At 39.7% G+C, this 21,516-nt stretch carries 18 protein-coding genes; 9 read left to right on the top strand and 9 right to left on the bottom strand.

The annotated features are described in order from the left end of the window. Nucleotide 1 precedes the first annotated feature (1 nt). Genes rnc through ACEW8U_RS03410 form a run of 3 tightly spaced genes read left to right on the top strand, consistent with a single transcriptional unit; the run spans nt 2 to nt 3,784 of the window. A complete protein-coding gene (gene rnc, locus ACEW8U_RS03400) occupies nt 2–742 on the top strand; it encodes a ribonuclease III (protein ID WP_373520642.1) in 741 nt (246 codons plus the stop codon). 44 nt (nt 743–786) lie between these two features. Further along, nucleotides 787–2,634: an NAD(+) synthase gene (gene nadE, locus ACEW8U_RS03405; RefSeq protein ID WP_373520625.1), complete on the top strand. Its 1,848-nt coding sequence runs from the start codon at nt 787–789 to the stop codon at nt 2,632–2,634. Between the two features lie 40 nt (nt 2,635–2,674). Continuing rightward, nucleotides 2,675–3,784 (top strand): prolipoprotein diacylglyceryl transferase, encoded by a 1,110-nt coding sequence (locus ACEW8U_RS03410; RefSeq protein WP_373520626.1) that lies wholly within the window; start codon nt 2,675–2,677, stop codon nt 3,782–3,784. On the opposite strand, the gene yidD is transcribed toward ACEW8U_RS03410, so the two are convergent. Further along, nucleotides 3,781–4,002 (bottom strand): membrane protein insertion efficiency factor YidD, encoded by a 222-nt coding sequence (yidD, locus tag ACEW8U_RS03415; protein WP_373520627.1) that lies wholly within the window; start codon nt 4,000–4,002, stop codon nt 3,781–3,783. The two genes, ACEW8U_RS03410 and yidD, sit on opposite strands and share 4 nt — an antisense overlap. 63 nt (nt 4,003–4,065) lie before the next feature. On the opposite strand from yidD, the gene ACEW8U_RS03420 reads away from it, so the two are divergent. Beyond that, the gene (locus ACEW8U_RS03420) at nt 4,066–5,682 is read left to right on the top strand and encodes a POTRA domain-containing protein (protein WP_373520628.1); all 1,617 of its coding nucleotides are present in this window, start codon (nt 4,066–4,068) and stop codon (nt 5,680–5,682) included. 323 nt (nt 5,683–6,005) lie between these two features. On the opposite strand, the gene ACEW8U_RS03425 is transcribed toward ACEW8U_RS03420, so the two are convergent. After that, nucleotides 6,006–6,329: a nucleotidyltransferase domain-containing protein gene (locus ACEW8U_RS03425; RefSeq protein ID WP_373520629.1), complete on the bottom strand. Its 324-nt coding sequence runs from the start codon at nt 6,327–6,329 to the stop codon at nt 6,006–6,008. Nucleotides 6,330–7,782: 1,453 nt separating this feature from the next. Between ACEW8U_RS03425 and ACEW8U_RS03430 the strand changes: the two genes are divergently transcribed. The 3 genes from ACEW8U_RS03430 (at nt 7,783) to ACEW8U_RS03440 (ending at nt 13,234) form a co-directional block, all read left to right on the top strand. Beyond that, a complete protein-coding gene (locus ACEW8U_RS03430) occupies nt 7,783–8,610 on the top strand; it encodes a hypothetical protein (protein WP_373520630.1) in 828 nt (275 codons plus the stop codon). Further along, on the top strand, nt 8,607–10,706 hold the full coding sequence (locus ACEW8U_RS03435) for a helix-hairpin-helix domain-containing protein (protein ID WP_373520631.1): 2,100 nt from the start codon (nt 8,607–8,609) through the stop codon (nt 10,704–10,706). The genes ACEW8U_RS03430 and ACEW8U_RS03435 overlap by 4 nt, the downstream gene beginning before the upstream one ends. Nucleotides 10,707–10,768: 62 nt before the next feature. Continuing rightward, nucleotides 10,769–13,234: a zinc-dependent metalloprotease gene (locus ACEW8U_RS03440; protein ID WP_373520632.1), complete on the top strand. Its 2,466-nt coding sequence runs from the start codon at nt 10,769–10,771 to the stop codon at nt 13,232–13,234. A 49-nt stretch (nt 13,235–13,283) separates the two neighbouring features. Here ACEW8U_RS03440 and ACEW8U_RS03445 read toward each other — a convergent pair whose 3' ends face one another. Then, nucleotides 13,284–13,415 carry a DUF2256 domain-containing protein gene (locus ACEW8U_RS03445; protein WP_373520633.1) on the bottom strand — a complete coding sequence of 44 codons (132 nt, stop codon included), beginning with the start codon at nt 13,413–13,415 and terminating at the stop codon, nt 13,284–13,286. Nucleotides 13,416–13,552: 137 nt separating this feature from the next. Between ACEW8U_RS03445 and ACEW8U_RS03450 the strand changes: the two genes are divergently transcribed. Continuing rightward, nucleotides 13,553–13,720, top strand: coding sequence for a hypothetical protein (locus tag ACEW8U_RS03450; RefSeq protein ID WP_373520634.1), 168 nt, complete (start codon nt 13,553–13,555; stop codon nt 13,718–13,720). Nucleotides 13,721–13,871: 151 nt separating this feature from the next. Here ACEW8U_RS03450 and ACEW8U_RS03455 read toward each other — a convergent pair whose 3' ends face one another. Continuing rightward, complete coding sequence (locus ACEW8U_RS03455) at nt 13,872–14,783, bottom strand: DUF1684 domain-containing protein (protein WP_373520635.1); 912 nt, start codon at nt 14,781–14,783, stop codon at nt 13,872–13,874. A 126-nt stretch (nt 14,784–14,909) separates the two neighbouring features. On the opposite strand from ACEW8U_RS03455, the gene ACEW8U_RS03460 reads away from it, so the two are divergent. Continuing rightward, the gene (locus ACEW8U_RS03460; protein WP_373520636.1) at nt 14,910–15,677 is read left to right on the top strand and encodes a DUF1080 domain-containing protein; all 768 of its coding nucleotides are present in this window, start codon (nt 14,910–14,912) and stop codon (nt 15,675–15,677) included. A 64-nt stretch (nt 15,678–15,741) separates the two neighbouring features. Here the strand turns inward: ACEW8U_RS03460 and ACEW8U_RS03465 are convergent, their stop codons facing one another. From ACEW8U_RS03465 to ACEW8U_RS03485, 5 genes are all read right to left on the bottom strand, one after another. Continuing rightward, nucleotides 15,742–16,362: a hypothetical protein gene (locus ACEW8U_RS03465; protein WP_373520637.1), complete on the bottom strand. Its 621-nt coding sequence runs from the start codon at nt 16,360–16,362 to the stop codon at nt 15,742–15,744. Nucleotides 16,363–16,780: 418 nt separating this feature from the next. Beyond that, a complete protein-coding gene (locus tag ACEW8U_RS03470) occupies nt 16,781–17,530 on the bottom strand; it encodes an EcsC family protein (RefSeq protein ID WP_373520638.1) in 750 nt (249 codons plus the stop codon). Nucleotides 17,531–17,622: 92 nt separating this feature from the next. Further along, nucleotides 17,623–18,018, bottom strand: coding sequence for a DUF2116 family Zn-ribbon domain-containing protein (locus ACEW8U_RS03475; RefSeq protein ID WP_373520639.1), 396 nt, complete (start codon nt 18,016–18,018; stop codon nt 17,623–17,625). Between the two features lie 267 nt (nt 18,019–18,285). Next, nucleotides 18,286–19,569: a D-alanyl-D-alanine carboxypeptidase gene (locus tag ACEW8U_RS03480; RefSeq protein WP_373520640.1), complete on the bottom strand. Its 1,284-nt coding sequence runs from the start codon at nt 19,567–19,569 to the stop codon at nt 18,286–18,288. Then, nucleotides 19,566–21,515: a prolyl oligopeptidase family serine peptidase gene (locus tag ACEW8U_RS03485; protein ID WP_373520641.1), complete on the bottom strand. Its 1,950-nt coding sequence runs from the start codon at nt 21,513–21,515 to the stop codon at nt 19,566–19,568. The genes ACEW8U_RS03480 and ACEW8U_RS03485 overlap by 4 nt, the downstream gene beginning before the upstream one ends. Nucleotide 21,516: the final 1 nt, after the last annotated feature.

Raw genomic sequence — 21,516 nt, forward strand, 5'->3', positions numbered from 1 at the left:
ATTGAAACTTTCCAGATTACTCCGACTTAGGTCTCTATTTTATTCAAAATATGAAAAAAGGCTTGCAGCCTCCATTAAACATATGGTAGGCAGCAAGCCTTTTAATTTGGTTTTATACAAGCTTGCCATCAAACATGCCTCTTCCTCTGAAGAATCCATCAATGGTATGAAAATCTCCAATGAACGATTGGAGTATCTTGGTGATGCAATATTAGGTGCTGTTGTAGCAGAGTTTCTTTTTATAAAATTTCCCTTTCGAGACGAGGGGTTTCTCACCGAAACCAGAAGCCGAATGGTAAACAGGGAAGTCCTCAACCAAATCGCCCTTAAAATCGGCCTTTCCAAAATTATGGAAGAAGAATACAAAGGAAGAAATTTAAGCGCTCACAAATCACTTTATGGCGATGCTTTAGAGGCAATGGTAGGTGCAGTGTATTTGGACAGAGGATATCATTTTTGCAAAAAATTTATCTTGAAGAGAATCATCATTCATTTTGATCTGGACAGTATTATCAGAACGACTTCGAACTTCAAAAGTAAAGTAATAGAATGGTCCCAAAAAGAAAGTCTCGAAGTAGACTTCAGGACAGTATCCGTGAGCGGAAATCAACGTTTTAAGGAATTTTTAGTTGACTTGTATGTCAACAACGAAGTGGTTGCGACGGGCAAAGGTGCTACCAAAAAGAAGGCAGAACAAGAAGCCGCTAAAAATGCTTGTGAAATACTTAATATAGCCATTTAGAACAGTATCTTTGAAATGGAGTTTTATCTTTTTGGAACCAACGAATGTCAATATTAAAAATAGCGTGTGCTACAGTCAATCAAACACCTTTGGACTGGGCAGGAAATTTCAATCATCTACTTGAAGCGGTCAATTCAGCCCAAAAGCTGCAAGTGGACCTCCTTTGTTTTCCGGAATTAGCAATAACCGGTTATGGAAGTGAAGATCTTTTTCTGAGTTACTGGTATCCCAAAAAAGCACTCCAGAAACTTCAGGAACTGATTCCTCTTTGCACCGGCATTACAGTGGCAGTGGGTGTTCCAGTAAGGATTGATTCTCAAGTTTATAACTGTATGGCCATCATAGAGGACGCGGCACTGAAGGGTTTTGTGGCCAAACAATTTATGGCCATTGACGGTGTCCATTATGAGTTTCGATGGTTTACTCCTTGGGAACATGGCAAAGTGATTGATATAGATTTTTTTGGTCAAAGTGTCCAATTAGGTGACTTGGTTTTTGAAAAAAACAATGTTTCCTATGGATTTGAAATCTGCGAAGACGCTTGGCGAGCATCCCATAGACCTGGCTATAGATTAAAAGACCGAAATATAGACTTGATCTTTAATCCAAGTGCAAGTCATTTTGCTATAGGCAAAAGTATCTTGAGAGAAGAACTGGTCAAAGAAAGTTCAGTCGAACTCAATGCCACTTATTTCTACCTTAACTTGTTGGGAAATGAGGCCGGAAGGATGATCTTTGACGGGGAGATCATGGTAGCGCATGAAGGTAAATTATTACTTAAAAATGAACTGCTTTCCTTTGAAGATTTCCAGATCAAGGTTTTTGAATACCAGAAAGGGAATGTAACCAATCAGGAGGTTGAAAGCCACCATGATAAAAATAAGGAATTTGCCAAAGCTTCGGCTTTGGGGCTATTCGACTATTTGAGGAAAAGCAAAAGCAAGGGTTTTGTACTTTCATTGAGCGGTGGTGCGGATTCCTCCACCATTGCTATATTGGTTTCAGAAATGGTCAAAAGAGGAGTAGAGGAACTGGGAGTCACCCTTTTCCTGAAAAAACTGGGATTGACCTATATTCCCCAAACCAACAACCCTGTCAAAGAGATCGTAGGCCAGCTATTTACCACTGCTTATCAGTCTTCTGAAAATTCGTCTTTTGCCACTTTTCAAAGTGCCAAGTTGCTATCTGAAAGCATTGGTGCTGTTTTTTTGAATTGGGAAATCGGGGATGAAGTAAAATCGTATACCGAAAAAATAGAAAAAGCACTCGGCAGACGAATGACTTGGAAAACAGATGACATTGCATTGCAGAATATTCAGGCAAGGGCTCGTTCTCCGATTATTTGGATGCTGGCAAATGTAAAAAACGCCCTCCTACTGAGTACTTCAAACCGAAGCGAAGGCGATGTAGGTTATACCACTATGGATGGGGATACGAGTGGAAGTATTTCACCGATTGCTGCTGTAGACAAATACTTTGTACTGCAATGGCTAAGGTGGGCAGAGAAAGAACTAAACTACACCGGCCTGCAAAAAGTAAACGGCCTACAGCCCACGGCTGAATTAAGACCTGCGGAAAACCAGCAGACCGATGAAACCGACCTGATGCCCTATGCCATCATTGTGGAAATAGAAAGGTTGGCCATCAGGGACCGACGATCACCTATGGATGTATTTCTGATCCTAAAAGAAGAATTGGACGTAGATAGTACTTTATTGAAATCTTATATCAAAAAATTCTTCCGACTTTGGGCACAAAATCAGTGGAAAAGGGAAAGACTCGCACCATCCTTCCATTTGGATGAATTCAATATTGATCCAAAAACCTGGTGCAGGTTTCCGATATTGTCGGGAGGATTTCAGGAAGAATTAAAGGAATTGGATACTTACTGAACAAAAGTTAATTTCACCACCTTGTTTACAAAAACACAGTATGATGAATATTGAAAGTATATTGAGTTATGTTGTCTGGAGTCCGGATCCGGCGGTTTTTTCTGGTTTTGAAAGGCTGAGGTGGTATAGTCTCCTATTTGCTTTGGGATTTATCATTTCCCAACAGATCATGATTTACATCTACAGAAAAGAAGCCCAGGATGAAAGACTGGTAGACAGACTGACGATATATATGGTCATTGCCACCATCATAGGTGCAAGACTTGGGCATGTGCTGTTTTATGAACCTGAAAAATACCTGAGCAATCCGATAGACATTCTCAAAGTATGGGAAGGCGGTTTGGCCTCTCATGGTGCTGCCATAGCGATTTTGTTTGCATTGTACCTATATGCCAGGAAAATCCCAACACAGACCTACCTATGGGTGGTGGATAGGATTGTCATCGTAGTGGCCATGGTAGGAGCCATGATTCGTATTGGAAACCTAATGAATTCAGAGATTGGCGGCAAGCCGACGGGTAATGACAGTGGCTTTGTATTTGCAAGAGATGCGGAAGAAATTATGGAGACACTCAGAATCCCAGTCGAATCCGTCAATGCTTATAAACCGGACAATAGACAAGAGGAGCTTACAGGCAACGGAATTGTTCCTGTCAATTTTGAAATCAAAATTGAAAAAGGCGGATACAGCGAAAGTGATCTTAGGACTGCCTTGGAGACGGATGTCAAATATGTACTGACACGCTTCAAGAGTTCCCAGAAATACCTTTCAGAAGACCCTTCGTCACCATTGAAAATGGACTTGAGCGACAAAGGTGATTACTACTTAGCTACAGTTTATACGCAGGGGGTTGTAAGGCATCCCACGCAGATTTATGAGGCAATCTCTTATTTCATCATCTTTCTGATACTCTATCTCACATGGAACCGATATAAATCCCGGCTTCCCGATGGCTTGTTTCTCGGATTTTTCCTAGTCTCCGTATTTGGAATGAGATTTATCTGGGAGTTTCTTAAAGAAAACCAAGTGGAGTTTGAAGAGGGATTGACCTTTAATATGGGTCAGGCATTGAGTATCCCTTTGGTAATCGGCGGATTGGTTTTGATGGGTTTGGCTTTGAAAAAGGGTTTCAAACCTGAAAAAAATTAAGGAACGGGATCATGACCATGACCTCCCCAGGGGTTGCAACTTGCAATCCTCTTTATTCCCAACCAACCTCCTTTCAGCACGCCATGCTTTAAAATGGCTTCCTTCGTATATTGACTACAGGTGGGCGTGTACCTACAGTTTGAAGGCAATAATGGAGATATAAGGTATTGATACACCAAAACAGGGAAAATAGCGATTTTGCGGATTAATGTTTTCAAGTCTTGATATTTCTGAAATAAAACATTTAGGTCTTCAATAGTTCCAAATTATAAACAGATTAAATGGATATCCGCTTCTTTGCAAGTAACCCAATATTCTACTACAGACAAGACGGAAGACCGAAGTCGGAAGACCGATGTACCATACATTTCAATCTCCTGACAAGAATTATATTGAATTGCTATTTTACTGGCATCATTTCGTACAATCATTATAGATTAACATATCCATTGAAAATCATCAGATTATATGGCCTTCTTTTTTACTTGATTTGCTTCGGCATAGACCAAGTACCAACATCCTATGCCCAGGATGGAAATGATGTATATGATAGTCTACAGATTCCCGATAAAGTTGTGATCAATAATATTTTTATCATAGGGAATGAGAAAACCAAGAAAAACATCATCCTTCGTGAAATAGACCTGCAGACAGGAATCACTTATGATTGGGAGGAATTATTGATGATGATCGAGGCAGATCAAAAGAAAATATATAACCTTCAGCTTTTCAATAATGTAGAAATCACGCCCCTCTTTACCGGAACAGAAGACATTGAACTTTTGGTAGCGGTGACAGAGCGATGGTATATTTTGCCCAATATCATATTCAATCTTGCCGACAGGAACCTTGCAGAATGGTGGATCAACCAAAACAGGGATTTTTCCCGTGTGAATTATGGAGCAAGGCTCATGCACAATAATGTTGGGGGAAGAAATGAAAAATTACGTATCGGTGGTCAATTGGGATTTACCAAAGCCTTCGAGATGCTTTACAGTATCCCCTATATTGACAAAAAACAAAAACATGGCATCGCTGCACAGTTGACCTATTTTACCCAAAAAACCATACACGTGAGGTCTGCAAACAACCGGCAGGTTTTCTACACCAATGAAAACGAAGATGTATTGCGTAGAAACCGATCTGCTTTTCTTAGATATACATTCCGAGGCAGTTATTACAACTTCCACTTGGTTACTTTGGGATTCAACAACACATTGATCAATGAGGATGTTTTTACCCAAAACCCCAATTATTTCCTCCATGGGAGCAACAGGCTGAATTATTTTGTCATGGGATATAATTTCAGGCATGACAAAAGGGACAATGTACAATATGCCACAGAAGGCCAATTGCTAAATATTGGTTTAACGAGATATGGCTTATTTGGCAGTGATGATGTAAAAGACACAGAGTTTACCATCAATGCAAACAAGTACCTGAAGTTCAATGAAAAATTCCATTTTGTATCTGGACTTTCACTAAATACTTTTTTGGGAGATAGACAGCCATTTACCTTGGTAAGGGGTATTGGATACAATCCGTTTTTTATCCGGGGCTATGAACTGAATGTGGTCGAGGGGCAGCAGACCGTTGTCCACAAAAACAGTCTCCGGTTCAATCTGATCAATGTAGGTTATGATATAGGTCAATATGTGCCCTTTGAGGAGTTTGCTTATTTCCCCATTAAACTCTACCTCAGTGGTAATTTTGACCATGGCTTTGTCAATGACAAAAATAAGCTTCCTGAAAACCTAAGACTGACCAACCAATACCTATTTGGCTATGGACTGGGCCTCGACCTGGTCACCCTCTACGACATGGTTTTCAGATTTGAATACTCCCTCAACAACCAAAATGAAGGTGCATTTTTCTTCAATTTCCGGGCACCTTTTTGAGGATAGAAGCGAGATGCGAGAGATTAGAGGCGAGAAGCGAGAGATTAGATGTGAGAGACAAGAGCCAAAGCCTGTCCCGAGAATCGGGGAAACAAGACTTGGTCAGTGGTTAATTTAGAGGATTTGTACGTTTTAATGGTAATTTGAGAAATCCTTTCAGGATAATACACTAACAATTTGCCTTCCATCAATTGCGTCCTGCTTTAGCTGGACGATTTCAGAAGATCCTATCCTCTCATGGCTTTAGCCAAATGAATTTCTCTTCCCTCTACCACAATTAAGGTTAAGAATGTTTGTAAAGGCACAGTCTCCATTTATGGGGATTATAAGGCTTTAGCATCTATCTCAATACCTGTCTTTTTGATTTCATCAACAAAAGGATTCCCTGAATTAAAATCCTTAATAGAAATTGGGTGTGGTTCTATTCTAGAGTCAATCTCCGATGCCAACAACATCAATTGAACTTGTATATCAAAACGTTTTGAATCATCCAATTTCGTAAAAATCAAAGCCAAATCAATATCACTATCATCATTTGATTTTCCTTTTGCATAAGAACCAAATATGTAAGCACTCTCTATTTCTGAATACTTGCCCCTGACCAAATCAAGATATTTAGCTACTGCAATATCAATGTTTTTATCCACGGTCTTAATTCTTTTAGTTTGGAAATCCATACATCTGTATATTCAAAGGTACACTTTTTCTTAAAACTCATTTTATAGTCATCGTATCTGGCATTTATATTATAGGCTGTAATCGTCACTAGCTGTTCCTTCTGGTCTTCGGTTAGATCCAAATTTGCTTTCTCAGCTAATCTCAATAAGTTATGAAAAAAGGAGGATAATCTGATTTTATCTTAACATAATATGCTTTAAGTAATTTTTCAATCATTAAATGACCGATGAAAAGCGACCAACTACACCTATTTCATTCGAACATCGCGATCATGGTCTCAAAATCTTCATCCGAGCCCTCAATCCAATATTTAATCAATTTGTCCTTATTAAAATCATTGCTTTCCATAAACTCAAAAGTACAAAATATATCAGATTTCTATCTTTAACAAAATAATTTCCATTAAACTGTAGCATCCGGAACCTATGATTATGAATTTATTCCTCCCGCCGATAATGAAACCCAATTTATCCTGGAGTTAGAGAATTACCAATGGCGGGTCGAAATTGAGGGAAGAATAATGACATTTAATATGGCCCTAGTTGATGAGCCTTTAAAGTATTTTATTAGGATGGAATAGTACCATGAGAAATAAGCAAATAATCATAATCACATTACTTTTAATATTTTCAACTGTTGCCTGTTTGGAACAAAACAATCAAGTATGCGAAGAGTCCATCTTCTGAAGTGGAAATAGATGTAATAAACCTGGAGTCATGAAAAGGTTTTTCATCGTATTAATTACTCAGTGGAAAACGGGAAAAAAATTACTTTTGGCTAAAGCCTATTAACTTTTATTATTTCTTTGTGAATGGGCTGATTCCTATTGATAAAAACTCCGATTTTGGGACAAAAACTTTGCTATCAGACATCTATAAATTGCGTCCTGCTTTAGCTGGACGATTACAGAAGGCCTCTTTTTACACGGCTTTAGCCAAATGATTTTTTTGTCCATCCCTTCAGGAAAAGTTGTCAGCATTGGCTTGGCGGGGTGGTTATGTTTGGGATGACACAAACATCGGCGATGGAATTCTATTGCCAAATTGATTTGTTTAGGTTGAAGCCACTAGTCCAAACCCCGGCAGGGGTTGAATACCAATAGGTTATTTACCCCGGATAAAATCCGGGGGCTTAGAGTTAAACAGCGGCTCCGGTTTTTGGCCGAAACAATATGAAATGTGAATTAGGCTTTCCGCCAAAAACAGGGAAGGTTTGAATCCTTGATGGTTTTGGGGAAACTTCACTTCTTCTTTAGAGGGATGTTTATTAAGACACAAACATTGACGGAAAGAGGGAATTGATTTAACTTTTAAGGTCTACTTTAAAATTAAACGGATAATATCAGCCCCTTACTTTTTTCTGAAATCCAGCTTTTTTAAATTTATTCTGTTGGCTTTTTGTTGGATCATAATTTTTATAACCATGGGAAGACTTGTTTTTATATTTCTTTTATATGCTGTCCTTGTAAAGGTGGAGGTTTTGGCACAATCCGGACTGGAAGCTCTGCCCAGAGGCGCAAGAAGTGTGGGTATCGGAAATGCGCATACCACTTTGGGTGATGCTTGGAGTATTTTTAACAATATCGGAGCACTGAGCTATATTTCTTCCTCCCAAGTCACCTTTGCCTATGACCATCGGATGAATATGAACGAGCTGACCACGCTTTCAGCAGGTGCAGTGATAAAGGGGGAGAATTCAGCATTTGGATTGGGAGTCTCAAGTTTTGGATCCGAACTGTTTTCCCAAAAACAAATTGGGATCGGATTTTCAAACCAATTGGGCATCACTAGCTTGGGCTTCAAAGTCAGCTATTTTCAGACCAGCATCGAGGGATTTGGTAGAGGTGCAAGTCCATTGCTGGAGTTTGGTGGGGTGGCTGAACTGACACCCGAATTGTTTTTTGGAGCACATGTGCACAATATTACCATGTCAAAATATGGAAAAAACTCCCTGGAAAGATTACCTACAGTGGTAAAGACCGGAATCTCCTATCGCCCATCCGAAAAGGTCATGGTCAATATTGAAGCCGAAAAAGACATCCTGCTGGATCCTCTGATCAAAACCGGAGTCGAATATAACCTTTTGGACAGGTTTTGGACAAGGGCAGGAATGAATACCAATCCGGGGAAATTGTTTTTCGGCATTGGGTTCAAACCTCGCAATTTCCACCTTGACTATGCCATCACCCAACATCCTACCTTGGGGAATTTCCATCATTTTTCTTTCAATTATGTATTTGCCCAAAAATGAAAGTTCTTTTGTCCATAGGTTTTTTGGTAATCATTTTCTGTTTCTCAGGAGCAGCCCAGACCTATAGAAAAGGGGAAATCAATTTGGAGAACTTTGTTGAGGAATTGTTTGGCATCCAGCGAACAGACGATAATTATGAAGATCTGTATGAAAGTTTGCTCCAGGTTTTTTTAAATCCCATCAACCTCAATAAGACCGATCCTGAAGATTTAAAATCCATTTACATTTTGAGTCCAATCCAGATCAATAGTTTTTTTGAATACCGGAAAAACTTTGGCAAACTCCTATCCTTATATGAACTACAGGCAATTCCCGAATTCGATCTGGAGACGATATACCAACTGTTGCCCTTTATGGTTCTGGATGACAGTGAAAAAATCCATGGTCCGCTTTTCCAAAGGATCATGGAATCAAGGGATGCCTATTTTATTTTTAGACATAGCAGGGTTTGGGAGACAAGAAGAGGCTTCACGCCGCCCGACACCTTGAGTGGTGGCAGACTCAGCAACAGGTACCTTGGTGACCCCAATAACCTGTATGGAAGGTTTCGGGTACAACACTCCAAGGATTTCAGCTTTGGGTTTACCATAGACAAAGACCCTGGTGAGCAGTTTATTTGGGATACCGCTACCAAACGATATGGTTTCAACTTTTTCTCTTACCATGCCACCCTTTACAATCAAGGGAAGTGGAAAGCAATTTCAGTAGGAGACTTCCAAATGCAATTTGGGCAGGGCTTGGTGTACGGTGCCGGATTCGCCGTGGGCAAAGGAGGGGAAACCATCACCACTGTCCGAAGGAGTTCCATAGGCATCAGGCCATACACAGCAGGACTTGAATTTGGTTTTTTCAGGGGCATCTCAACCACTTATCAGGCGGGACCGATTAACATTACATTCATGGCATCAAATGCCCCAAGGGATGGAAATGTGAGTATTCTGATCGATACCTTGGAAAGGGAAGAAGCCATCATCACCTCACTTCATAGCAATGGGCTACACCGCACCCCAACCGAAATCGCAAACAAAAGCAGGATCCGGGAAAGTACCCTTGGCGGGAATATCCACTATAACAGTCCCAACCGAAGCCTTCAAATCGGTGTCAATTCACTCTTCACCAGATTCGGACAACCTTTCATCAGGAATCCTCAGATCTACAATCAATTTGAATTTTATGGACAGGAGAACCATGTCCATAGCTTCTATTTTGCCTTTAATTATCAGAATTACTTTTTCTTTGGAGAATCTGCCATTTCCAAAAGTGGAGGCTCAGGTAATATCCTGGGAATGATGAGTTCCCTACATCCCAAATTAGGATTTTCTGTACTTTGGAGGAGGTTTGACAGAAACTTCCATAGTTTTTATGGAAATGCATTCTTAGAAGGCACAAGACCAATCAACGAACATGGGGTATATTTTGGCCTTAACTTCAAGCCCAACCAAAAATACACTTGGTCATTTTACTATGACTACTTTAGGTTTCCTTGGCTGCGTTACAGGATGTATGCACCTTCCTCAGGACATGAATGGTTGACCCGGTTTGCCTATTCCCCTTCCAGAAAGCTGCTGCTTTTTGTCCAAATCAGAGAGGAATCCAAAGCCAGGAACATCAGTGAATACCCGTCTTTTCAATCCTCCTATCTGCTCAGTCAGGGAAATAAATGGAATTATGTATTCAATCTGGATTATGGGATCGATAAGCATTGGAGTATCAAATCCCGGGTCATGGCAAGTTCATTTAATTTCAATAGAAATAAGACCACAGGTTTTGCCATCAGTCAGGATGTCAATGTTGATTTTCAGAGATGGAGAATCTCCTCGAGAGTGGCATTGTTTGATACAGAAGATTGGGACAATAGGCAATTTATCTATGAAAGGAATGTGCTTTGGCAATTTTCCATTCCTGCTTTGAGCGGTCAGGGGATGAGGTATTATGTTTTAGGACAATATAGGCTGAGTCCAAAATTGAGTGTTTGGGCCAGGTTTTCCAGAACCATCTACACAGACCGGGAAGTCATCGGGACAGGGCTCCAACAAATCAAGGGATTCAGGCAGACTGAAACGGTTTTTCAGATGAGGTATCAATTCAATAGATAATTTCCATTATCGGTAAAGCCTTGTCGGAGCTTTTTTTTAACTTCGAAACAAAACCACCTATCATGAAAAAAACATTACTATTGCTCTTTTGCCTTGGATTTTATTCCATCATCCCGTCTTTTTCCCAAAGTATAGATAAAAGTAAGTTATCTAAAAAAGAAGGATTCATTACCTTTTACACCGATGAAGACAAGGGAAAGATTTATTTGGAAATCGATAAACTTGACCATGAATTTCTTTATGTCAATTCCATGCCGGCAGGCATCGGATCAAATGACATTGGTCTTGATCGTGGTCAGCTTGGCAGGACCCGAATCGTGGAGTTCCGAAAAGCCGGTAACAAATTATTGTTGGTCCATAAGAATTATGACTTTAGGGCTTTTAGTGACAATCCCGCTGAGGTCAAATCCGTTCGGGATGCCTTTGCAGAATCTGTGCTTTGGGGATTTGAAATCAGCAATTCAGAAGGAGGAAAACACCTGATTGACGCCACCACATTCTACATGCAGGATGCACACATGGTTGTGGAAACTCTTGGAAGGACCAAGCAGGGGACGTACAAGCCCGAGCCCAGCAGAAGTGCATTGCATTACCCCATGACCAAAAACTTTCCGAAAAATACCGAAGTAGAGGCGATTGTGACTGTGACCGGCACGCCTACAGGAGGTTATATCCGGTCGGTTACTCCTTCACCGGAATCCGTTACGGTTAGACAAAGGCATTCTTTTATTGAACTTCCAGACGATGGTTACCAACCAAGGGAATTTGACCCAAGGGCCGGGTATTTCAATATCAGCTACATGGACTTTACTTCTCCCATTGGTGGTCCAATGGAAAAAAAATTCATCTCAAGACATAGACTGGAAAAGAAAGATCCCAAAGCGGCAGTTTCAGAACCTGTCAAACCCATCGTGTATTACCTTGACAGGGGAACTCCCGAACCGGTACGTTCTGCATTATTGGAAGGCGGAAATTGGTGGGCGGAAGCATTTGAAGCTGCGGGATTCAAAAATGCTTATAGGGTAGAATTGGCTCCCGTAGACATGGACCCCATGGATGTGAGGTATAATGTCATCCAATGGGTTCACCGCTCCACTAGAGGTTGGTCCTATGGTTCATCCGTAAGAGATCCGCGAACTGGTGAAATCCTCAAAGGACATGTATCCCTTGGTTCCCTGAGAGTCAGACAGGATTATTTGATTGCCCAGGGTTTATTGCAACCCTTTGAAGATGGAAAACCCAAAAACCCTGAAATGCTAGAGTTGGCTTTGGCTAGGCTCAGACAGCTTTCTGCCCATGAAATCGGGCATACCATAGGCTTGGCACATTCTTATGCGTCCTCACCAACCAATAGGGCTTCCGTGATGGATTATCCATACCCCTTAATCAAAATGGATGCCGCTGGAAATATCGACCTGAGTGAAGCCTATGATGATAAAATCGGGGATTGGGACAAATGGGCCATCAGGTATGGTTATGAGACTGTTCCAGAAGGTAAAACTGAGGGAGATCACTTAAAAAAACTACTTCAAGACACCTATGCCGCAGGCCACACATTTATTTCAGATACAGATTCCAGACATCCGAGTGGTAGCCATCCTACTTCCCATCTTTGGGACAACGGCGAGTCAGCTTCTGCTGAATTGATGAGGATGTTGGAAATGCGCACCAAAAAACTGGAGACTTTTGGATTGAACGCCATTGATAACAACCAACCGGAGGCCTTGATGGAAGAAGTACTTGTGCCCTTGTTTTTGATGCACAGATATCAGATAGAAGCCACTAGTAAACTTTTGGGAGGGTTGGATTACACTTATAAGATAAAAGGGGACAACCAAAAAGTCCAATCCAGATTGGAAGCTTCAAAGCAAAATGGTGCTTTAGATGCTCTGCTATTCACTATTCATCCCTACCAATTGGCAGTTCCAAACCAAATCATAGACAGACTTCCACCCCGTCCCATGGGCTATTCCCGAAACAGGGAAACATTCCCATCCAGAAACGGATTGAATTTTGATCCTTTGGTTCCCGGGGAAAACATCGTTGACATGACTTTCGGATTTCTGTTTGAAGCAGGTCGGGCAAATAGAATGCACCAACAAAAGTTGTTTGACAATGCATTGCCCTCTTTTACAGAGGTTTTGGACAAGACTATTAAGCAGGTTTTTGGGAGTTACTTTGACGGCACTTACCAGGGAGAAATCAACCTGATGGTGCAGAACAAGATGACAGACCATTTGATCAACCTGTCCAAAGACCCTAGGGCAACTGCCTCAGTCAAGGCCATTAGCAGAAATAAACTCAGGGAAATTGCCTATTTGTATTGGAACAAGGATTCAAAAACCAAAAGCGATGCTTCCAAATCGTTGTATTCTAAAGCAACCAACGAGGATTTTCATAGATTTTTGGCCGATAAAATCAATACTTTCCTCAACCAAAAAGAAGAATTCAGCATCCCAGCAGAGTTGGCCATCCCCGATGGTGCACCCATCGGTACTACTGATCTGACTTGCGATTTTGAATATTGATTAAAAATCTTTGAGTAGCCCACTTGGAGAAAAACTCCAAGAGGGCTACTCAAAGATTTTTTCCTGCACATTTTTTTGAGCAGTATTTCACATTTTCCCAATTCTTCTCCCACTTTTTCCTCCATGCAAAAGGTCGGTTACAGACAGGGCATACTTTGGTCGGAAGGTTTTGTTTTTTCATTTTTACTTTTCACTTGACCTCAACTCGGATGCAAATTTTCAATTTAAGTATAAGAACCTTGTATTTTAGTTCCCCGAGTCTTTATTCAGAGTGACGACTCCAACATTTACGTCATCCCTAGTCCCCAACATTAAAAAATGTTCAGAAAAGGAATGACATCAAGTTACCTGCTAGGCAGCCGTCATCCTGAGGCACGAAGGATCTCCAGAGGTTCTATTTATGTTTATCTTACTTTCCTGATCCTAGTGAGATGCCCCGAAAGCATCGGGGCAGGCTTTCTCCACGAGCTATCGGGATCAGCATGACGGCTGCTCTGATTTAGTTCACGGCTATACTCGGGGCAAGCTTGTTCTCGCATCTTGGTTCTTGGTACATTGTTCAGGGTACTTTCTTCCCACACCTTAATTAGTACAAAACCAAACTCATCCTTCACAATTCAGCCTTCATCCTTTAATTTCAGTGTTCTCCGAAATTTTTCTCCCCTGCAGTTACCGCCAAATCAAGTATATTCTGTCTTGGTGGTAAAGGACAGGTTGCATGTGGGGTAAAAACGCAAGGAGGATTATAGGCTTTGTTAAAATCCAATGTGGTGACTCCGTTAGGTTTGGGTTTTTTGACATAGATGTACCTTCCTCCTCCATACGTATCTCCACCACTCGTGCCATCCGCAAAAATCAAAAACAACTCATCTCCCTCTTCCAAAGCGTCAATCTGATAATTTTGGCCATCCTTTTGAAATTCTACGTAGCCAGGGCAGGGATTTTGACTTGTTTGACCCAATACATTGGTAATGGCTATTTGCCTAACAGGTTCGTAAGGGATAAATTTGGCCTCAAATCGCCAGTCCAAAGAAACAGAGTATCTTTCAATCCCTTCAAATTGAGTAACTTCCTTAGCTTCCAAATCCCTAAGACGCACACCATAAGCGTCCAGTCTTTTAATGATATTCCATCTTAAACTTTGATAGGAAAGCTTCATGGAGATCTTGTTATCAGAATCAAAAATTAGCGTTCTTTCTTCTATTTCCATTTCTTGGGTTTTTATCCCTCCTGTTTTTGGGGTAAAAAACACCTTTCCTTCTTCCAATTCAAAAATCCCCAAAGCAATCGGGAAAATCTCTGATTCGAGCAGTACATCTGATTGAGGACCCGACCCGAATAAATTCTTCCCTTCTTCCAACCAATATAATCCAATCAAATTGAGCCAGCCTTCTTCTGCTTTTAAAGAGGCAACCCTTTTTGAATACCAATTCTCAACATCAGCCTGATGTTCTTCAAAAGTAAATTCGAATGATTTTTCTGGGTTATGGCAGAAACATAAACCAAATAGGAAGGGTAGAATGAAGGCGACTGACATTACATTTTTCATAAACAGACACAGTTGGAATTAAAAAGCAAGATAAAGATCTTTTGTTTATAATTTTTAGGATTGATTCTATCAACATTTCTGAAAAATCCTGACTAAATTGATCAATCAAACTCAAAATTAGAAACTATGAATAACTCAATAAAATTCGGACTAACAATCATGATGCTGGCAGTTCCCTTCTTGTGCTTTTCCCAAGTTGGAGTAGGTGCCAAAAAACCCAAGGAGGCAAAAATGCTTTTTGATGGAAGTAAAAAAATGTTGGAAAAAAATTGGACTTATTGGGAGGGCCCAAGGCTGAAAGCCCAATTACCCATCAAATGGGAAATTGTTAAAGACCCTGTTAATAAGGGCAATGTTATGAATAGTAACGATCCTGCAGCAGCAGGAGGATTATATGGTGCGGCTGATATCGTAACCAAAGAAGAATTTAGAGACTTTAGGTTACATGTTGAGTTTTTGGTTCAGGAAGAAGGCGGAAACTCAGGTGTATACTTACAAAACCGACATGAAATTCAGATCCTCGATGGAGATTATGGAATTCACGGTATGGCTGCCATCATCAATGAACATCTACCCTCAGAAGAGGCATATAATGGCGTGGGCAAATGGAATGCATACGACATGCTATACAGAGCAGCAAGATTTGAAGACGGTAAATTAACCGAAAAAGCCAGAGTCACCATTTACTTTAATGGGATCCAAATTCATGAAGATAAGGAGATCAGTCAGGTTTGGGGCGGACCGAATTCTGGCCAAGATGGCGGAAATGATGGCGGAAAAGGCATCACAGACCGTCCAGGAGGAATCAAATTACAGGCTGAGGGCCACAATGTCCTTTACCGAAATATTTGGATTCAGGAATTGGAATTAGGCAAAGCGGGGACTGATTTTTAAAGAAACAAAAGAGGGTCATGAAATTGATTTTCATGACCCTCTTTTGTTTCTTTATTTTAAAATTTTAGAAGAATCTTATAACTCTAACCCTCCGAAGTTGACTCTTAGGCATAGAAAGTTGTTCCCCAGTAATAAAAGACATCACGCAGGCATTTGTCGCATTGGATTCACAAGAACTCCAATATTCAACATTTGAAAACCCCCCAATTTTATCTCTATTATCATACAAAAAATTCATTTCCTCCAAACTGGGCATAAACCAATCCTTATAACCTCCATTTTCAAAATTAATGGTCAGTCTTGCAGCAACCGTTCCATCATTATCTGGATGACATTGCGTAGGGTTAGTGTAAAAATTAGGTAAGGCATCATGAAAAGCCAAAACTTTTTCAGTATTACTCCTTCCAAATCCTACTTGTGTTGATGTACCTGTAACAGCTGAACCCTGACATCCCCATTGTGCCTCAAATACCTGTTCAACCGGAGCAATGATGATACCGTGAGTCTCCCCTGAAACAAACCCCGGATCACCAGGCCCGAAAACATGACCTACTACTCCACCCTGAAAAGGCTCTCCAACTATTACTTCTTTAGGGTCTTCTTCCTTGATACAAGAAGAGAATACTAAAGAAAAACAAAATAATGTTAAAATAGCGAGAATTGATAAATTTGATTTCTTAATCATGATATACATTTTTGTTTAAATAAAATACGTTTTTTGATGTACAAAAGTAAATAAAATTTTAATTATAATTATCCTTTAAATTCTTTTTTTTATTCCGTCAATTTATTCTTTTAAATCTCTTTTAGATAATAAGACTAATTCTCCCTAAATAAATGAAATCAAACGGTGGCAATAGGCATTTGTTAGAGTATCTTCCAAATTTTTAAGTAGAGAATATTCGAAGACTAAAATTTTCAAACATCTTCAAAAATAATGCAAAAAAACAGCAAAATTTAATTGTGTTTAAAAATATACCAATTTAAAGGTCCTTTACAACTTTAACTAGTTGATTTTAAATGAATGCTGTTCCTACCACGGAATTAAATTGAGAAGCGAAGAAAATTATGATGCTGTAATTTCTACGATAGCATAATTAAACTCAATGATCTTGTTTAAAATGCCTTAACCTAAAACACTGCATTGCAGTTTTCCCAAGTTTGTTAGCAAGACTATAATTGGCAACAGCCCCTACTCCAGAACCAATGATGGGGATCAATTGAGCAAGTTTTGCCAAATCCATATAATCCCTATATTCCAATTGAAATTCCCTCCAATCAAATTGTTCAGCATCTTTTGGAATTGTCTGTACATAATCGTTCCAATTCTCAATAATGTCTACAGTTTTTTTCCTGGTTTCCTGACTTGAGAATGTTAATTTGAAGATGTGCAATAAAAATAGTCTTTCATCTAATTTTTTGACATCAAAACCGTATGCTGCCGATATTTCAAAAAGCATTTTCATTTTAATGGTCAAAAAAGCTGGAAAATCTACGAATCCCATTAAGATCCCCCCTGCACCGGTAATAGCGCCTTCAGCAGATGCAGAATTTCTATAAATCTTTATAATTTCATTGACCTTCACCTCCCGCAACTCCAACCGATTTTCACGCAATGGCTTCGGGGTAAGAAACTTGGTTCCGAACAAGACACCCTTCACCATTTTTTCTATAGCATAGGTAATTACCTTATGTACTTTTTCAGGTATTAGATTATTAATTCTTCTTTGAGTTCCTTTTGTAAGTTTATTTAATATGGAGGGTTTTTGTTTTATCTTGTACAACCATGCAGTGAGTTCTGCAAATGCGATTTCTTCATATAAATCTGTAATTTTTAATCTTGGATTGGTCATTTGTTTGTGTCAAAACTAAATTCAAAATACTTCAAATAATTTGAAGTACCCGAATCTATTATTGAACAAAACACCAGCAAAAATAAGTCCATTTAGGATTCTTCGTCCTCATTGTAGCTTTCATCTTTGATAACCCGAAAAACCAATAACCAGTCATTTTCCAATTGAAGGAAACCATAATCAAAACAATAGGTGTAAAAATTCCCTTTCCAATCGGTAAAGGTCTCTGTGTGGTATCTGAAATTATAGCCTAAACGAAGTAACTTTTCTTTTGGCACCCTGACCTTTTCAACCCCTCCGGCAACAATACTTTCGAGGATATTTCGATTCAATTTCAAGATATTGATAGTATTTCTCATCTCTTTTGAATCCACGACCCTTCGCTCATTATTGAAACTGCTCCTGCAGTAATCATCACAAAATTTTTTATCTGATCTACCATGAACCAATTTGCCACAGTATTCACAATGTTTTCTCTCGATGTACATAAAAATGATATTTTAAAAACCGGAAAATACTTGTTACAAATCAAATTTAACAACTAAAAGTACTTCAAACAATCCCGTAAACAGGGTATTTTTTACCAAAAATTATTAAAATCGATCAATTATACTAGCCTTTTATAAAGATTCAGAACAATTCAACTTGATCATTTATTAATACAGATATTTTATTTTTTCATTGAAAAGCATTTAATTACATATCACCGAGATCAATGACATTGAAGAAGAATGGACAAAAAATGAAAAATTTCCCTAATACCTTTCATGTATCTCCGTCATGATCCTTACCATTTCATTTCTTACTTCTGAGGTAGGGCGGACAAAATTATTGTTCATAAAAACATATCGATATATGCTACCTTTTCTGGTCTCAAGCCATCCGCTCTGAAGATGCATGTATCTCAAAGATCCTGTTTTTGCCCAAACAAAGGGTTTGCCATTATCAGTTTTATAGGCTGTCCTAAGTGTGCCACTCACCCCACCAACTGGCAACAATGATTTGAGCCTATCCATATCGCCAATTAGAGTTTCCAAAAGATTCAAAACTTCCAGAACTGTATTTGGAGTGAACAGGTTAAATCGGGACAGTCCGGAGCCGTCCTCCCAAACTGGGGGATTTTTGAAATCTTTGTAATGGTTTTCCAATCCAAATGCAATGGTAGTTTTTACATTTAAGGAGTCTGATAGCATCCCCGAACAAAGCAAAAGGATCTGCTCTGCCAAAAAATTATCGCTGGGCAGCATCATATTTCTATAAAGGCTGTCAGAAGGTATGCTGAAATAGGTACTAATTTCTATTGGCTTTTTCTTAATGATCATGTTGACCTCCTTTTTCAGCGTATCCTGAAGCAATATGCGTGTCACCTGTAGATCCATCGGAAACGGTATGGCCCTTTGGAAATCCTCCGGAATTGCCATATTGGGATATACCAATTCCTTTCCCGTTTTTGATCGGTTGATATTGAACCTTGTTGGGATTATTGTCGAATCCTGCACCACATATTTAGAAATTGGTTTTGGGAAAACAGATAGTCCCAATGTGGTGTCGGATTTAATTGTTGCAAGATTTCCGTACATAGGAAAATAACTTAGATCTGATCTCCAATAGCTTGGTTCAAAATCCAGATCAGGTTCATTTGCCAGAAAAATCTGATAAGGAGTATTTGCCAGAAAATCATAGGTTCTACGGTTGTCCAATTTTGGATGAAGAAATGATGGATCCCCAGTTCCCCAAATAATCATCGAATCTCCTTCTATTGTGTATTTGAAAGCCGGAATGGAATCCCCCAAGATATTCATCGCTGTATATAAGGTAAGCAATTTGGTATTGGAGGCGGGTACAAAATGGATATCCTCATGTTGCGAATAAACTATTTTGCCATCTTCTTCCTGAAGAATAAAACCCACAAAATGTTCCTGCATAATTTCTGATCCCATGAACATTTTGCGCACCTTTCGTTCTGTTAGCTTTTGGGCTTCGGATTGGGCAGTGATTGCAAAAAGTAAAATTATCAAAATGGAAAAAGTCTTTTTCATCTTGGATTAAGTTGTTTTTTTAAAAATTCCACAGTCGCCTTATTGACCTTGACCAAGTTTGAGTGTTTCATCCAATGATGGGAATCATCGGGTATGATCAAGTATTCATAGGGCATTTTCTTTTCTTCAAATCTCCTGATCAAATCAACAGTATGGCTGAACTGAACATTGCGATCATCATCTCCATGAATAAAAAGTACAGGTGATTTCCAAGTTTCAAGATAAGCAAGTGGTGACGAGTACCATGCTGTTGTCATGGCTTTATCAAAATCAGATGCTTTTTCATAGCCCTCGGGCATCTGAAGTCTGCTTGAAAGTTCATGAACACCATGAATATCCACCCCGGCTGCAAAAAGTTTTGAATCTTTGCCCAAAGCAAGGGCTGTCAAATAGCCTCCATAAGATCCACCATAAATTCCAATCCTTTTTGGATCTACCTGTGGCAACCCTGCCAAGTAATCTCCGGCAGCTTTAACATCTATATATTCCTCAGCTCCCTGCCAATAGGTCCTTGCAGGTTTATGAAATTCATATCCATAACCTATCCCCAATCGGAAATTGACAGATAGCACAACAAATCCCATTTCGGCCAAATATTGATTAACAGCATAAGTATTGGAATAATAATCACCATAATGCCAACCGAGTAGCATTTGTCTCTGTGGGCCTCCATGTACAAACAGTACTGCGGGTTTCTTTTCAGGACCTCCTTCTTTTTCAAAGAGTTGGCCATGCACGGTAAACCCATCAGATGTCTTAAATTTGATTTGTTTTGGCGTTACCAAGTCTATTGACGGGAAATCTGGAGGGATCAGGTTTTGACCTATTAACCTGATTTCCCCAGATGATTTGCGGGAAATTGCAGGAAGCAAAGGTCTTTGAGCTGTAGAAGAAAGAAAAGCTACATGGTCATTATCAGATAACACAATCGGGATTGCTTCTATCCCTTTCCCCTTGGTCAAAAGCTCCATTTCACCACCTGATATTTGCACCATGCATATATGCCTGCGGTCTATATCCTCTTCTTCAGGTCCGGTATTGGCAGAAAAGACCAAATAGGATCCATCCTGGCTCAAACTGACATGTTCCACCATAAAATCCCCTTTGGTAAGTTGTCTTGGAAGTCCTGACTGGGAATTAAGGGCATACATGTGAGGCCAACCATCTTGATACGAAAGAAAAACAAGGGTACTGTCATTGGCCCAATTTAGATTGAAACCCCCATGTGTAGTAGGCACTGATCCCCTTAAAGTTTCAGGTGCTTTCCATCTCAATTCCCCCTCACTAGTATTTACGTCTGCCACCCATATTTCCCAAGGAACATGCCTTGGTTCCAGAATGGGATGGACTTCTCCTTTACCTCCCTGCCTCCTGATGAAAGCAACCTGTTCACTATTCGGAGACCATTTAGGCATGCCATCTCTACTAAAAGAAGGTTCAATATATTGGATGGCTTTTGACCCTACTTCATAAACACCAATCAAAGAATGGGTATTTCTGTTTACCGAAAACAAAAGCTTTTTCCCGTCTGGCGACCATTCAAAATCTGTAGTACTTCCTTTAATTTCAAATAATTGAGAATCCTTTTCACCAGAGAGTGGGATGCTCCAAATCTGTCTATTTTTTATAAAAGCAATGGTATTATCCAAAGGGGATAATTTTGGATTATCTCCGATAGACAGAACCTGCTCTCCACCTCCATTGAATGGTACTTTCCATATTTCGACTTTTGGGATAATCGGTTCTTGGGTAGGATTGATTCCAACATTATATTCCCAATTGCTCCCATGTTCTCCACCTCTTACAAACACCAGCCACTCAGAATCTTTGGAAAATTGCAGGCTAGTGATTTCCTGTCCATCATCTTTGTCAAACGAGGTAATCTTTCTGGCCTCAAAGTCCGGATACTGCGCAACATAGATGTTTCTCAATCCTTTTTCATTCATT

The sequence above is a fragment of the Aquiflexum sp. genome (assembly GCF_041751335.1).
Lineage (GTDB): Bacteria > Bacteroidota > Bacteroidia > Cytophagales > Cyclobacteriaceae > Aquiflexum.